At 41.5% G+C, this 14,861-nt stretch carries 11 protein-coding genes; all 11 read right to left on the bottom strand.

Annotation, left to right across the window (positions count from 1 at the left end; all coding sequences use genetic code 11):
* Nucleotides 1–121: 121 nt before the first annotated feature.
* Nucleotides 122–2,227, bottom strand: coding sequence for a TonB-dependent siderophore receptor (locus ACG94X_RS02780; protein WP_419382203.1), 2,106 nt, complete (start codon nucleotides 2,225–2,227; stop codon nucleotides 122–124).
* Nucleotides 2,228–2,677: 450 nt separating this feature from the next.
* Nucleotides 2,678–5,101: a glucose/quinate/shikimate family membrane-bound PQQ-dependent dehydrogenase gene (locus ACG94X_RS02775; protein WP_419382202.1), complete on the bottom strand. Its 2,424-nt coding sequence runs from the start codon at nucleotides 5,099–5,101 to the stop codon at nucleotides 2,678–2,680.
* Between the two features lie 446 nt (nucleotides 5,102–5,547).
* The gene (locus tag ACG94X_RS02770; protein WP_419382201.1) at nucleotides 5,548–6,900 is read right to left on the bottom strand and encodes a carbohydrate porin; all 1,353 of its coding nucleotides are present in this window, start codon (nucleotides 6,898–6,900) and stop codon (nucleotides 5,548–5,550) included.
* Between the two features lie 61 nt (nucleotides 6,901–6,961).
* Nucleotides 6,962–8,422, bottom strand: coding sequence for a NosD domain-containing protein (locus tag ACG94X_RS02765; RefSeq protein WP_419382200.1), 1,461 nt, complete (start codon nucleotides 8,420–8,422; stop codon nucleotides 6,962–6,964).
* 45 nt (nucleotides 8,423–8,467) lie between these two features.
* Nucleotides 8,468–9,328: a type I 3-dehydroquinate dehydratase gene (gene aroD / locus ACG94X_RS02760; protein ID WP_419382313.1), complete on the bottom strand. Its 861-nt coding sequence runs from the start codon at nucleotides 9,326–9,328 to the stop codon at nucleotides 8,468–8,470.
* A 138-nt stretch (nucleotides 9,329–9,466) separates the two neighbouring features.
* A complete protein-coding gene (gene pcaG, locus ACG94X_RS02755; RefSeq protein ID WP_419382199.1) occupies nucleotides 9,467–10,096 on the bottom strand; it encodes a protocatechuate 3,4-dioxygenase subunit alpha in 630 nt (209 codons plus the stop codon).
* A 16-nt stretch (nucleotides 10,097–10,112) separates the two neighbouring features.
* Nucleotides 10,113–10,838, bottom strand: a complete 726-nt coding sequence (gene pcaH, locus ACG94X_RS02750) for a protocatechuate 3,4-dioxygenase subunit beta (RefSeq protein WP_419382198.1) — start codon at nucleotides 10,836–10,838, stop codon at nucleotides 10,113–10,115.
* 26 nt (nucleotides 10,839–10,864) lie between these two features.
* Nucleotides 10,865–11,299 carry a 4-carboxymuconolactone decarboxylase gene (pcaC, locus tag ACG94X_RS02745; RefSeq protein ID WP_419348335.1) on the bottom strand — a complete coding sequence of 145 codons (435 nt, stop codon included), beginning with the start codon at nucleotides 11,297–11,299 and terminating at the stop codon, nucleotides 10,865–10,867.
* 14 nt (nucleotides 11,300–11,313) lie between these two features.
* Nucleotides 11,314–12,669 (bottom strand): 4-hydroxybenzoate transporter PcaK, encoded by a 1,356-nt coding sequence (gene pcaK, locus ACG94X_RS02740; RefSeq protein ID WP_419382197.1) that lies wholly within the window; start codon nucleotides 12,667–12,669, stop codon nucleotides 11,314–11,316.
* A gap of 42 nt (nucleotides 12,670–12,711) precedes the next feature.
* Nucleotides 12,712–13,488 (bottom strand): 3-oxoadipate enol-lactonase, encoded by a 777-nt coding sequence (gene pcaD, locus ACG94X_RS02735; protein ID WP_419382312.1) that lies wholly within the window; start codon nucleotides 13,486–13,488, stop codon nucleotides 12,712–12,714.
* 8 nt (nucleotides 13,489–13,496) lie between these two features.
* Entirely contained in the window at nucleotides 13,497–14,852 is a 1,356-nt protein-coding gene (gene pcaB / locus ACG94X_RS02730) for a 3-carboxy-cis,cis-muconate cycloisomerase (protein ID WP_419382196.1), read from the bottom strand.
* Nucleotides 14,853–14,861: the final 9 nt, after the last annotated feature.

Here is a 14,861-nt window from a genome sequence, read left to right as displayed (position 1 = left end):
AGTTAAATCATAATAAGTAAATTAGGCTTATTCATCTGAAAATTATATTGATAAATAAGCCTTTGATTATAGGTTCATGCAATACAGCCTAACCATACTAAAAAACATGGTTTTCGATATTTTAGTATTTAAATTTCACATTTAAACGAACCATCATTGGATCACCCCAATTGACCAGCTGAGCATTCGGCGTCGTTCCAGCTAAATATTCTTTATCAAATAAGTTTTTAATACTTAAGCCTGCGCCCCAACTCTCTGCTTCATAACCTGCATTTACGTCAACCAATGTGTAACTTGGTAAATAAACAAAATCTGTATTGCGTTGAGCCGTACGTGAACCTTGATAGCGAATACCCACTCCTATATTCCACCCTAGCTTATCTGGACTAAAATAATATTGAGTAGATAATGAACCTGCATTTTCAGGCACATGATTAGTTCGTTTACCAATCTCACTAGCAATCACGCTTTCAGTGACTTTTGCTGTAGGAATATAGCTATATGTTGCTGATACATTCCATTGCTCAGTTAATGCCGCAGCAAGTTCTGCTTCAAATCCTTGGGTAACTTGCTCCCCTGTTTGAATTGAAAAATTTCCAGAAGCATCTGATTCGGTAACATTTTTACGGGTCAAATCATAATAAGCCATATAGCCTTGCAAGCGCTGATCCAAAGCCTGAAACTTTATGCCTACCTCTGCTTGTTTACCTTCCTCCGGATTGAGCAAGGTGCCATTTTCACCAGAATCAGTTACAGGCATAAATGAAGTGGAATAACTAAAATAGGGTGCAAACATATCATTGATGCGATACATGACTGAAGCACTACCTGTAAAAGCATTATCAGAATTTTTAGTGGTTGTATTTTTTAAGACACTATCAATTTCAACTTGGGTCCAATCATGACGACCTGATAATCCAATAATCCAGCGATCATCAATTTTAATAGTATTTCGTAGATATAAACCTGCATATTGACTATAGGTAATTTCCTGACTCGGTGCGCCTATTTTTTTAATACTAACATTGCCATAGTTCGGATTATTCGCATTAAAATCATTGATTGTATCGGTTCGACGATAATAATCACTACGCTCTCGCATCATATCTACACCAGCCATCACATCATAGCTGATAGAACCGAAATCAAAATTACGCTGTAAGTTATTATCTAAAGTATAGTTAGTGTCTTGCTTGTATTGATTGTTAATTGCACGTTTAATGATTGGTAGAGTATTTGTCCCTGATGCTAATATTGCATTCCCTTTTGTGTCCGTTTTTGTCACAGCGAAGTTTTGTTTGAAGGTCCAATCATTATCAAAATAATGCGCATAATTTGCACCAACCCGATACACATCTACATCATAGCCATAACCTGGTTCACCAAAAAATAAGCTTGGTGAATAGTTTTTATAATTGCCGTTACTATAGGGAATACCCTGCTGACGAATATAATCACGATGTTGATAGCTAGCAATGACTGATAAATCATCCTTAGCATCTAAATTAAAATTATATGACGATGCAATATATTGATTTTTAAAATAAACATAATCTGTTGGGTCATCTTGATCAGATACTCGTCCAACTAGGCGAAAAGCACCTTTTTCAGTTTCGTTTGGCGCATAGTTAATGTCAAACGTCCCTTCTTTTAAGCCATAACTACCATAACTTAAACTACCACGTGAAAATGATTCTGCCTGTGGCCGTTTAGTGGTTAAATTAACGAGACCTCCTGGCAAAGCTAATCCGAAACCCACGGAAGTAGGACCTTTTACCACTTCAATAGACTCTAGCCCTGAAATATCTTCTGCTCTTAGTACGTTGTCTGATGCTTGTACACGTAATCCATCAATATAAGTTTGTGAACTAGAAATTTGCCCACGAATAATAAAATCATCCCAACCCCTACGTCCATATTGCCCCGATGTAACCCCTGCAACCCCATCTAAAGCCTCTGCAACTGTTTTGGCTTGTTTTTGTTCCAATTGCTTGTTGGTAATGACACTAATCGACTGTGCTGTTTCAAATAATGGAGTCTCTGATCTAAGCACTGCACTGGCTTTTTGAGCAGCGTAACCCTTTTCGCTCTTTTCAGCATGAATCGTAATAGTAGGCAAATGATTTATTACTGGTGACTGCTCTACATCTGATTCAGATTGAGCCTGTGATGCTGTTGCCATAAAGGCAAGTACTGAAAATGCTAAGGGAGATTTATTAAACCACATGACACAAAAAACCATAAATACAAACATAAACCTTAATTATAATCATTTTCATTTATTGTTGTTGCTATTTATTTAAATAAATTAAACAATAATTGAAATATTGAGATTAAACTTAATTTTAATCAATGCTTTACAAAACCCTCGAACTATCAAATATATAGAGTGTCTTTTCGCTTTTACTAATAGTAATAAACCATATGGGTACAAAGCATAAATTTATTGATCATATCTCTCCGCGAGAAAAAATTGCTAAATGGAATCTGATTTAGATTTTGTTTGAATAATTCGAAATCCTAAACAATACTGTGACTAAATACAGAACTTGCCAAATAATATAGTGAATTATGTTTTGTATTTTAAACGTTGAAAGCAATGGTTCAAAAATCAACCAAGAGCATGGTTGATTTTTGATTTATGAAAAAGATCAATCCCTTTGAGTCTATCAATACATTACTTTTCTAAAGCATACGCAACCACATAATCACCATGATCAGGTGACTGACGTGCCCCACCTGCGGAAATGACAACATATTGCTTACCTGTTTTTGGAGAAATGTAGCTCATAGGTGTACCTTGGCTACCCACAGGTAAACGCGCTTTCCATAATTCTTCACCATTTGATGAATTGAAAGCACGTAAGTAGAAGTCTTGCGTTGCAGCAAAGAATACTAAACCACCTTGTGTCGCCATTGGACCACCAATGGTTGGCATACCAATTGGTGCTTTTAAACCCATTTTAATACCCATTGGACCTGTATCTTCAACTGTGCCTAAAGGTATCTGCCAAGCCACTTGACGCGTTTTCATATCAATCGCCGTCATAGTTCCGAAAGGTGGTTTTTGACATGGAATGCCTAGTACCGACATAAAGCGGTTTTTATTCACTTTATATGGTGTGCCTTTCATTGGCACTGCGCCCATACCTGTGTTGACCTTCTCTCCGCCACTGGCTTCAAGTTTCAAGTCTTCAGGCGTTTGTTTAATTAGCTGAATCCACAAACCTAGGCGCATGTCGTTGACAAACATATAACGATGCGTTGGGTCAAATGCAATACTGCCCCAGTTCATACCACCTAATGAACCCGGAAAACTTAAAGAAATATCAGAACCCGGTGCTGTGAATAGACCATCATAACGCATCGATTTAAAATTAATACGACACATCAACTGGTCAAATGGCGTTGCGCCCCACATGTCCGATTCAGTTAAAGTTTGATTACCAATCTGTGGCATTTCAACTGAACGCGGCTGAGTTGCACTGTATTGCTCATCAGGAATATCTGCAGCTTTTACAGGTTGCTCAACCACTTTGGTTAAAGGCTGCCCCGTAACACGGTCGAGTACAAAGAACTGTCCTGACTTGGTGCCAATGACGACAGCAGGTTTGTTTTGCCCATTTTGTATCGGAAAGTCAACCAAACTTGGCTGCATCGGTAAATCGAAATCCCAGAGATCATTGTGAACGGTTTGATAAACCCACTTTTCTTTACCTGTGGTTGCATCTAAAGCCAAAACAGAAGAATTGTATTTATGATCTACAGGTTGACGGTTTCCGCCCCACACATCGACTGATGAACTTCCCATTGGTAAGAACACCGTGTTCATTTGTGGGTCGTAGGACATTGCCGCCCAAGAGTTAGCTGAACTACGTTTGTAGATTTCACCCGGTTTGAGGACATAGTTTGGATTTGGGTTACGAGGATCAAAAGCCCAACGCAACTGCCCAGTAATCACGTCATAGGCACGAATCACACCACCCGGCATATCCGCTGCAAAGTTATCAGCAATACGACTCCCGACGATGATGCTGGTTCCCGCAATGGTTGGCGCCGAGGTCACTTCAAAACGAGGCGCTTGCGTGCCCGCACCTAGACCTTCCAGTAAGTTCACTGTTCCATCAACACCAAAGTCTTTACAACGTTCGCCTGTATCGGCATTGACTGCAATTAAAAGACCATCAGGTGTATTGGTATAAACACGACGTGGACATGCAGTATTGTTTGCCACCGCAGTGACAGCACTTGCACCTGCTAAAGTCGGTTGTACCAAGGCTTGAGTCGAGTCAAAGTAACCCACACCACGGCAACGCTCCCAAGCATCGGCTTTAGAGTTCACTTCAGCCTTCCAGATTTGTTTACCTGTGTCCGCATCTAAAGCAATAATGTTGTTATGCGGTGTACATAAAAAGACTTTCTCACCGACCTGCAAAGGGGTGAGCTGGTCTTCTGCACCATTACCCGTACCTGTAGTCATATCGCCTGTTTGAAAGCGCCATGCTTCCTTTAACTTAGACACATTATTTCGGTTAATTTGATCAAGTGCGGCAAAACGACTTCCACCAGCATCATTACCATAGTGCGACCAATTCACTTGTTGAGTTTGAGCTGTTACAGGCACCAGTGGTAGTTCTTTACCAGTGGCTTTTACCGTTGGATGAGGAATAAATATGCCATACAAACCACCGAGCATACCTAACACCGTTAAACCACCTAAGGCATAAGCGGGTGCTGAAGGCGCAATTTGAAATTGGTACTTACGAATAGCAGGTAAGGTAAAACACAGTGCGGCAAATAAACCCGCAGGAAACATTAAACGTGAATGGAGTGCCCAAAAATCCCAACCTGCATCAAGCATTGCCCAAACAACGGTTCCTAGAAAAACCAGTGCAAAAATCCAGACACCCAATGCTTTTTTTCTAAAAATAAATACTGCGGAAATAGTGGTCAATAAGCCTGCAATGAAGAAGTACCATGAACCACCTAGACTAATCAGTTTTCCACCACCGATTAAATAAAATAAGCCAGTCAGCAATAAAGCTAAGCCTAATATAAAGCACCATGTTTTAAATATGGGTTGAGATTGCGCTTCGGACATACTTTTTACTCCAAATGCTGTGTTCTAAATGATCTCTCTTACTTTGTTTTGAGAATCATTCATATCACATTCAAACTTTTGAGCATCCACAATTAACTTGCTTCAACAATGAAAAAAGAGTGATTAGGGGCTGTTGATATTTCATAAATGGCTTGCGTTGTAGACTAAAATTGAGCAGGCAAGGCATGGAACGATGACAATAGTGGGACTATTTTCAAGTTTCATAACGATGTTTGTGAAGATTTTAACCACAACCTTTTAGGACTAGAGTATTTTTTGATGCTACGTTGTTGCGAACCACTTATTTAGAATGACTAAATTGCGTATTTCGCGCCTAGTATCATCTAAAAAATACTCGTTGTCGCAAGCATAGATGAAGTGTCAACAGCCCTTGAATCAGCAACAGTATTGCTTACATTTTAAACACTCGTTCACTTTAAATACGATTAAAAATTCATCTTAATGCTAAGACCTGCCACCCAAGCATCATCCACTTCTTTCACACCAGAAGGTTGATAGATATATTGTAGGTTGGGTCTGAGCATTACCGCAGGTGACCACTGATAGGTATAATTCAATTCAACATTGAGTTCGTCATGTTGAATTGGGATATAATCGTTTGCGAGTGCATCATAATGAAAATAACCACGACCTTCGTTGGTGGCTATTTGCTTGTCCGTCACGCGATCATTTACCACATAGTTCGCCAACCCAAAACCGATGGAATCATTTGGACGGCTATCAAAAGGACCTTTGTACCAAAGTGCCAGTTGTTGCGTACTTTCTACAGCAGTGGTATCTCGGTCATTGATGACCCCATTAAAACTGATATATAAACCGCGTTTAGGATCAGCCCCGTTTTGGGTCAGTTGTTGTTGAGCATTCAACCAAAAACTATATTTGCCATCGTGGATCTCTCCTGATGTACCTACATCTTTAGCTTCTGCTGTGGAATACAGTGCACCGAGTTTATATTCTCCCGGTAAACCATTAAATGTAGCAAGTTTAGGTTTCCATGCCAGTTCAACTGGAATGGTGGTCCCTTCGACATTGTCCATATCCAGGTTAAAGCCATCACTGTCTGAGTCTGTTTTGACATTGTCTGGGTTGGCTTCATAGATCCCAACGCCAAGTGACCAGTCTGGTGCAAATTGGTATTTAACATTGGTACCCCATAAGCTAACAGGCCAGTTATACCAAATCGAGCCGATGGATTTTCCAAGCTGTCCACCACACAAAAGTAAGTTCTGAAATTCACATTGTGAGCTGTTAAAGTCATCGGACATACCCATACGACCAATCTTAAATTGGACGCGATTCTCATCAAAACCTGTTTTGATCCATGCTTGGGTTAAGCGCCAAATTTTGCCACGACCATAAATTTCTTGGCTGTTACCCAAGGTGCTGGCACGTGGGTCTTTAATACGTTCAAGCGTTAAGGCGTTACCATCACGCTTGGTCACCATAATTGCTGCTGAGGTATTTTCCCAACCAGCAATTTTGTTTAAATCAAAATTGGTACCTAAGGTCAACTGTGCGGCATTATCAAAACTTCTGTCATCGTTATAACCGCCCGCTAAATTGGTGGCTGCTTGGCTCATAATTGAAGCTGTAAATTTATAACCTTGATCTTCCAGCTGCTTCCGTTCACCATTCCAATCACCAAATAACCATTGACGATCTGGCGAATAAAACTCATGTGCTGAAGCAAATTGGCAACAGAGTAACGCCAAAGATAATGCGCCAATTTTTACAATATGAGCTTTAAAAATAGGTGACTTTAATAATTGTTGTTGCATGACCAAATATCCTTTTTTGTGAGGAAAACTCACACTGAGTGAGCTTTCCATGTAATTTTTATTATTTCACTTGAACAGCGGAGCTCAGTTCAGAAGTTGCACCCAAACGGTCTGTAACATTGGCGGTGACATTAGCCACACCACTTGCCACTTTCCATGTTGCTTGACCCTGACCTTGTATATTCGTCGTCACAACTTGAGTCCCTAAATACTGTTTTGCTTCTTGACTCTTCGCTTGAGGATTTGCAAAGAATTCAACCTGATAGCGTTGATTCGGTTGTGCCTGAACTGTAGCGGTGACTTGACCTTTGCTATAACTTAAACGTGGCGCTTGAATGTTTTGGTTTGGGATCGCGTTACAGCCTTGTTCATTCGGCTGGGTACAGGTTTTTTGCAGTTTCGCAGCTTCAATAACCACACCACCACCACGAGAACCGACAAAGCCTGCATGTTCTAGCGCTGGTACAGTAAATACAATAGCCCCTAAACGCTGATTGGGTACGCATGAACCACCTGCTTCACAGCGCTTTATATCTTTACCATTGTCCCAAATGAGGTTTTTGGTCAATGTTGTACGGGCATTGGCATCTTTTTCTGAACGAATGGCTATCCCTAAACGGTTACCATGAACTTTGTTACTGTCAAAAATATTGCCATCACCAGTGAGGTTAAAGCCAATCGAGTTATTGGTCAGTTCGTTATAAGCGATGTAATTGCGCTTACCCCAGTTGATTTGCATACCATCAGAGTAATTCTCAAATTTGTTCCCAACCACCGCATTGTCATTCCCCCACAGGATTTCAATACCCTGCGATGGTTCTGGATTGGCTTTGGTTGAGGTGAACAAGTTATTCGCTATAAGGTTAAATGCTGCACCACGGGTGAGTTCAAGACCATCGCCATTATCCACAAACAGGTTATTCAAAACTTTGTTGTTATTGGTGGTGGTCGATGTTGGATTCCCCTTACCATCATCACCCGTCAGCATCACGCCTGAACCTCCATAGTTATTACTAATACGGTTATTTTGAATCAAATTATTACTTGAGCGGTTCACTAAAACGCCAATACAGAAACGATGAATATCAAGCCCTTTTAACGTCACACCATTCACATCTTGCAGAACTAAACCCGGTAAAGTCGTGGTACGGACATTGGTACCATACTGTTCAGGATTTGCCCCTGGACAGGCTTTAGCACCCTCACCTTTAATGTAGTTTGAACCATCAATCGCAATAAATTCGCCTGTTATATCCCATTGCGTTCCAATGATCTTCACTGAAGATTTGATTGGTGGTAAAGGCTGATTCAGTTTAATGGCATAGGGTGCTTGTCCTACCGCTTGGATGAGAATTTCATTTTCTTGTGCAGTATTGGAATTGGATTGTTCAATTGCCCAACGTAGGGATCCTTTTGCCGTATCGTCCTGATAGCGGTCTACCACATAGGTTTCTGCACTGACTAAACCTGAAGTAGCTAAACTCAATACTAATGTGGTCAAACGTAAAGTTGATCGTTTCATATTTTAAATCCTTTTCTATCCATGAATATAAATAACACAGTGCATTTAAGGGGTTGGCTGTACTGTTTTCAGTAACTGTTTGAGTTGAGTCACATCAATTTGACCCGGCGCAGAGGCTTCACCAATCATGCCGAAACTTAAACTGCCCCCCATATTGGCAGTTGCGACACGTGAAATCGTCCCTAATTGCCCCATCGACATAGTCAGCAATGGTTTTTGAGTTTTTTGACTTACAGCCAGCGTGGCATTCATGAGGGTAAAGACATCTTGTTTTGACTTGGGCATCACCGCAATTTTAAGAATATCGGCATCCATTTGATCTTGTTTTAGCAAGCGATTTTCAATGTCTTGTTGCTCCGGTGTTTTTGCAAAATCATGATTCGACATAATCACCAACACGTTCTTGTTATGCGCCAATTTGATTAATTTCGCTACACTGCTCGCATCACGAAACATTTCAATATCCAGCAATTGCATAAATGGATTTTTCAGGTATTCACGATAAATTTTTTCATATTCTTGGTCAGACACCTTCATTTTTCCACCTTCGTTATAGGTACGAATGGTGGCAATCAACGGTTTGTCTTTTAAAATTTGATTCAACTGCTGACCTAGTGCAATTACTTTTTTGCTGTCGGCAGCAAATTCCAATAAGTCGATGCGAAACTCAGCAACATCTGCGTTTGGGTTGTTGGCAATCACTTGCGCTTGAGCAATGGCTTGCTCTGCTGTTTTTGCGGTAATCGGTACAATAGTTTTGACAGGTAAGTCGCCAATATTGAGGTTTTTCACCATATAGTGTTGTGCGCTTGATTGAGCCGATTCAGCTGCAAATGCAGATGGCATTGCTGCTAAAACAGCACTACTTAAGCAAAGTTGCATCGCAATTTTTTTAATCTTCATTATTACATTTCCTTGTATTTTCAATACTCTTCTTCTGTCATCAAGAGCAAATATACGTGGGATGGATGAAATGGATCATGCCATCACCACGTATAAACATTTTTCTATCATTGATATAAATTGTTTTACGTTTAGTTTTACTTAGATATCTAAAAAGACAGTTTCATCTTCACCTTGAACACGAATATCAAAGCGGTACACCACCTCACCATCCCGCTCTTCTCGTTTTGCGATGAGGGTTTGACGACGAGGTGCCCACTCAATGCCTTTCAGTACAGGATCTTGTGCATTGGCTTCAGCTTCATCTTCAAAATACACACGGGTATTCAAGCCAATGTTAATTCCGCGAGCAAAAATGATCAGTGCTATATGCGGTGCCTGAGTTGTCCCTTTACGTCCTAAAACGGAACCCGGTTTAATGGTATTGAAACTCCAAAAACCAGTTTCGAAATCTGCACCTGTACGTCCCCAACCGAGGAAGTTTGGATCGACCACTTTACCTTGAATATCAGCCGCACTTGGATACACACCGTTGGCATCCGCCTGCCAGATTTCAATCAATACATCACGTAGTGGTAAACCTAAGCCGTCAAACACTTGACCTTCTAAGCGAATACGTTCGCCTAATGTTTTTTCTTGAACTAACTGATTATTAAAGTTATTTTCAAAAACTTCGATGTTGGCTTGTTGTGGCAACAAACCAATGTGTACATATGGCCCACCTGTTTGAGATGGTGTTTCATGCAATTCTTGAAAGTTCCAATGGTTCATGTTGTTCTCGCTGAATTTAAGTCAAATCATTTTCGAAATAAGTCGCACGACGCCCACGTAAAGTGATGTCAAAACGATAACAACGACTATCTGCTTCAATAAAGTTACTCTTGTCTTCAAGAGCAATCAGCGCGCGACGTTGTTCCTCCGAAGGAATGGTTTTAATAATCGGACACGAATCAATCAATGTATCGCCTTCAAAATAGAACTGTGAAATGAGACGCTGTGCCCAACCATCAGCAAGTAATGAAAAATGGATATGTGCAGGACGCCATTCATTAATACTGTTACGCCAAGGATACGGACCTGGCTTGATGGTGCGGAATACAAAATAACCATTTGCATCGGTCATCATGCGGCCACAGCCGCCAAAGTTTGGATCCATCGCACCAATAAACTGATCATTTGGATGGCGATAACGACCTGAAGCATTGGCTTGCCACACTTCGAGCAAAGCATTTTTTACAGGACGACCAAATTGATCACGAACATAGCCATGCACAATAATGCGCTCACCGATCGGTAAAGCTTCTTTGGCATAATTTAAAATCAAATCGTTATCTTTAGGCCCAAACTGTTCGGCACTAAACTGTGGTGAAGTCACTTCTGTTAAAGTTTCTGCAATCGAAATCAAAGCATTTTTTGGCGAGCGTAATACACTTGTTTTATAGCCTGGTGCATATGCTGGCGGATGATCTTCTGTATTGCGTTGTGCATAAGCACCTAAAGTAATTTGCGACATATGGCGTCCCTCTAAATCTTGTTCCATTACTCTTGATTAGTTTGTTCTTGGCTGAGCTGCTGTTCGCTCAGTTTTTGCGGGGCAATGCCCAAATCTGCAAAAACTTCTTCTGCCATGTGCATGGCTGCATTGGCTGCGGGTAAACCGGCATATAGTGAGCAGTGCAATATCAACTCTTTTAAATCGTCTTTGGTCACACCATTGTTAAAACAAGCACGTAAATGCATACGAAGTTCATCTTCACGACCCAATGCCAATAACACGGCAATGGTGACTAAGCTACGGGTGTGACGTGGCATCCCTGGTCTAGACCAGACTTCGCCCCACGCAAAACGGCTAATAAAATTTTGAAAGTCAGTATTGAAATCATTCAAGTTTTCAAGTGAACGACCTACATGCTTTTCACCCAGTACTTCAGTGCGTACGGTAATTCCTTGTTCATAACGTTGTTCATCATTCATAGGAGAAACCTCAATTAAGTCGCATCGGTATGTGCGACCAGTGATTTAACAAAAATAGCGACTGCTGCTGCTGTTGCTGGAATTAAGAGCAAGCTTAAAATGGCGGTAAATGACCAATCATTACCCAGTAAAACTGCGCCGATCCATGCACCAAATACCGCGCCAAAACGACCAACCCCTGACATCCACGCAATACCTGTTGCACGGCACTGAGTTGGATAAAAACGAGCACTTAGTGCAGGCATTGCCGACTGCGCACCATTAATCGCAACTCCTGCACAAAGCACTAAAATGGCAAGTAATGTTGGATTAGCTAAGTTCTGTCCTACGGCAAATGCAAAAATCCCTGCGACAAAGTAAAAACCTGCAATAATCCGGTTCGGGTTGAAACGATCCATTGCCCAACCAATAAATAAAGCACTGAGCACACCACCAAACTGGAATAAACCACCAATAAATGCAGCACGTTCCATGGTTGCACCAGTTTCACGCATTAAAGTTGGCAGCCAACTTGTGAGTAGATAAATCATCACCAAACCCATAAAATAGGTCAGCCACAATAAAACCGTACCTTTGACATATTTCTGCGAGAACAACATGCCAAACACGCCTTTCTTCTTCGCATCGTCAGTTTTTTCTTCAGGCACATGAAACTCAGTTGCACCCTCTACTTGAGTTGGTGCAATACGTGACAAAATTTGATGCACTTTTGCCTTATCACGTCCTTTAACAATCAAGAAACGATATGATTCTGGCAAGAAGAAAATCACCACAAACATTAAGATCAGTGGAGACCAGCCGCCCAATAAGAATAAGCTGTGCCAACCAAAGGTTGGGATCAACCAACTGCTGATGAAACCACCTGTCGCCATACCTAAGTTGTAACCACAGAACATACAGGTCACGAGTAACGAGCGAGATCGCTGTGGGCAATATTCAGAAAATAGCGTGGTTGCATTCGGCATCGCTGCACCTAAACCAATACCCGTTAAGAAGCGCAGTACCACCAAGGTATTTAAGTCAGCCGCATAGGCCGATGCCAAAGTAAAGCCACCAAAAATCAGCATCGAAACACTTAAAACAATCTTTCGCCCAAAGCGGTCAGCGGTTGGACCAGACACCAAAGCGCCAATAATCATACCGCCTAAAGCCGCACTCATGACTGGACCCAGTTGCGAGCGGTCTATCCCCCAGTCTTGTGCCAAGGCTGGAGCAATAAAACCCATTGCCGCAGTATCAATACCGTCAACAAAAACAATGAGAAAACATACAATTGCGATCAACCACTGATATTTGCTAATCGGTGCATCATTAATCAGTGCTTGTGCGTCTATACTCGTTTTTTGAGTAGCGTATTCCTGAGACGCCATACCTGCCTCCTTGGGCTGAAAGTCCTTTTAAAAATCCTTAAACTATTGAATCGATCCAATGAACTGACTGAGAGTTTGGTTAAACAGCTCAGGTTGCTCAATATTGGAAAGATGCGATGCATCAATCACTGCTAATTCACTATTTTGAATCTGTTGTTGCATAAAGACGCCATCTGCCACTGTCGTGACAGGGTCAAACGCGCCTGCAATTACTAAAGTTGGAATGTGAATCTGTTGAATTTGAGTAGATAGATCTGCTTGCGCAAGCGCTCGGCAAGATTCTGCATAACCCAATGCTGGCGTAGTCGCTAAAGACTGAATGGTACGTTGAGCCAAAGCATCGTGTTGATAATCAAACTGCTCACTAAACCAACGTGTGTGCGTAGTCGCAACCAAGTCTAATAAGCCATTGGCTGTGACAGTATCTGCACGCGCATTCCAACCGTCTTCATTCCAAATTTTGGCTGCTGAATTCGCAACAGTGATGCTATGAAAACGATCTGCATGGTGAATACCTAACAACAAAGCCGTCATGCCACCCATTGAAATACCGCAGAAATGTGCTTTTTCAATGTTTAAATCGTTCAAAATATCGATCACATCTTCTGCAAGATTTTGTACAGTGGTCTGCTCAATCACATCACTTTCCCCATGACCGCGGGTGTCATAAGTCACCACTTTAAACTGTTGTTCAAAGGCGACAACTTGGGGTTGCCACATGTCTTTATCTGTGCCCAATGAATTTGAAAACATAATCACTGGTGCATTGTCTTGCCCACTGATTGCCACGGATAAAGTTTTGCCTTGACGATTGGTCATCGTGATATTCACTTTGCCTCTCCTTTTGCTTCCTGCAGAACTGCATCAATCTGATCTTGAATATTGCCGAGATATAATGCAGGTTTAAAAATTTCTGAAATCTGACTTTCACTGAAATAGGCCTTGACTGGATCAAGTTCAGTAATGACCTCTTTTAAGTGAACACTTTTTTCAACCGCCGTTTTGCATGCAGCTTCAACCACTTGATGTGCCTGTAAGCGCCCCATATGCGGTGCCAAAGCCATCATCACAGCTTCGGCCATAATCAAACCCTGTGTGCAATCTAAATTTCGTTGCATGTTTTCAGCATTGATTTGCATCCCTTGTAAAACATCTAAAGTACGCTCTAAAGCACCCGCACAAAGTTGGAAAATTTCAGGTAATGCTAGCCATTCTGCATGCCATCCGCCTATGCTACGCTCATGTTCCTGTACCATGCTTTGATATAAACTCGACATCAAAACTGGAACACGATTAGCTGCTGCCAGAACGGAAGCAGCAGCAACAGGATTACGTTTATGTGGCATTGTTGATGACCCACCACGTCCTTTCGCTGCAGGCTCAAATACTTCTGCAATTTCAGTTTGCATCATCAATGACCAGTCACGCGCCATTTTTCCCAAATTGCCTGTCACCATCGCTAAAACACTTGAGATCTCAACAATTCGATCGCGCTCACCATGCCATGTACAGTTCGGTACTGTCAGTTGTAGCTGTGCTGAAAATGCATGAATGACCGCTGTTCCTTGAGTTTGTAATGAAGCCAATGAACCAACAGCTCCACCCAATTGCGCCGTGAAGACACGCGCTTTCATGGCTTCAATACGTGCTAAATCACGATGAAATGCCGAAGCCCAGCGTGCGAATTTATGCCCCAAAGTAATCGGTAAGCCTTGTTGTAACCATGTGCGTCCAATCATCACTTGCGAGCGATATTGTTCAGCTTGATTCAATGCAGTGCGGTAACATTGATGAATTAAAGACTCAATCAGTTTCAGTGCTGTTCGACATTGCAGAATACAGGCAGTATCTAAAATATCTTGACTGGTTGCACCCCAATGTACATAACGTGCAGCATCTACATCGCTTTGTTTCACAATTGCAGTCAATTGCTTCACAAAAGGAATCGCGATATTACCAGCCAAACCTGTTGCAATCGCTAAAGCATCAAAATCAATATGATTAATCGCAGTATGGGTAATTTGAGATATTGCGATTGCGGCAGATTCAGGAATGATACCAACCTGAGCCTGTGCTTTTGCCAAGGCAACTTCAGCCTCAATCATGTAAGACACCAATGCACGATCACTGAAAATTTCAGTCACCTCTTTTTGGTAAAATAAGCTGGCATATAACTGGCTCATGATCGATAT

The sequence above is a fragment of the Acinetobacter psychrotolerans genome, from assembly GCF_048552595.1.
Lineage (GTDB): Bacteria > Pseudomonadota > Gammaproteobacteria > Pseudomonadales > Moraxellaceae > Acinetobacter.
Note: the sequence above shows the minus strand (reverse complement) of the source record. Positions and strands in the feature narration are given on the sequence as shown.

What these genes read in the sequence shown, in the direction of transcription:
- ACG94X_RS02780 (WP_419382203.1), bottom strand. Translation starts at nt 2,227, where the DNA reads ATGTGGTTTAATAAATCTCCCTTAGCATTTTCAGTACTTGCCTTTATG.
- ACG94X_RS02775 (WP_419382202.1), bottom strand. Translation starts at nt 5,101, where the DNA reads ATGTCCGAAGCGCAATCTCAACCCATATTTAAAACATGGTGCTTTATA.
- ACG94X_RS02770 (WP_419382201.1), bottom strand. Translation starts at nt 6,900, where the DNA reads ATGCAACAACAATTATTAAAGTCACCTATTTTTAAAGCTCATATTGTA.
- ACG94X_RS02765 (WP_419382200.1), bottom strand. Translation starts at nt 8,422, where the DNA reads ATGAAACGATCAACTTTACGTTTGACCACATTAGTATTGAGTTTAGCT.
- pcaG (WP_419382199.1), bottom strand. Translation starts at nt 10,096, where the DNA reads ATGAACCATTGGAACTTTCAAGAATTGCATGAAACACCATCTCAAACA.
- pcaH (WP_419382198.1), bottom strand. Translation starts at nt 10,838, where the DNA reads ATGTCGCAAATTACTTTAGGTGCTTATGCACAACGCAATACAGAAGAT.
- pcaC (WP_419348335.1), bottom strand. Translation starts at nt 11,299, where the DNA reads ATGAATGATGAACAACGTTATGAACAAGGAATTACCGTACGCACTGAA.
- pcaK (WP_419382197.1), bottom strand. Translation starts at nt 12,669, where the DNA reads ATGGCGTCTCAGGAATACGCTACTCAAAAAACGAGTATAGACGCACAA.
- pcaD (WP_419382312.1), bottom strand. Translation starts at nt 13,488, where the DNA reads ATGACCAATCGTCAAGGCAAAACTTTATCCGTGGCAATCAGTGGGCAA.
- pcaB (WP_419382196.1), bottom strand. Translation starts at nt 14,852, where the DNA reads ATGAGCCAGTTATATGCCAGCTTATTTTACCAAAAAGAGGTGACTGAA.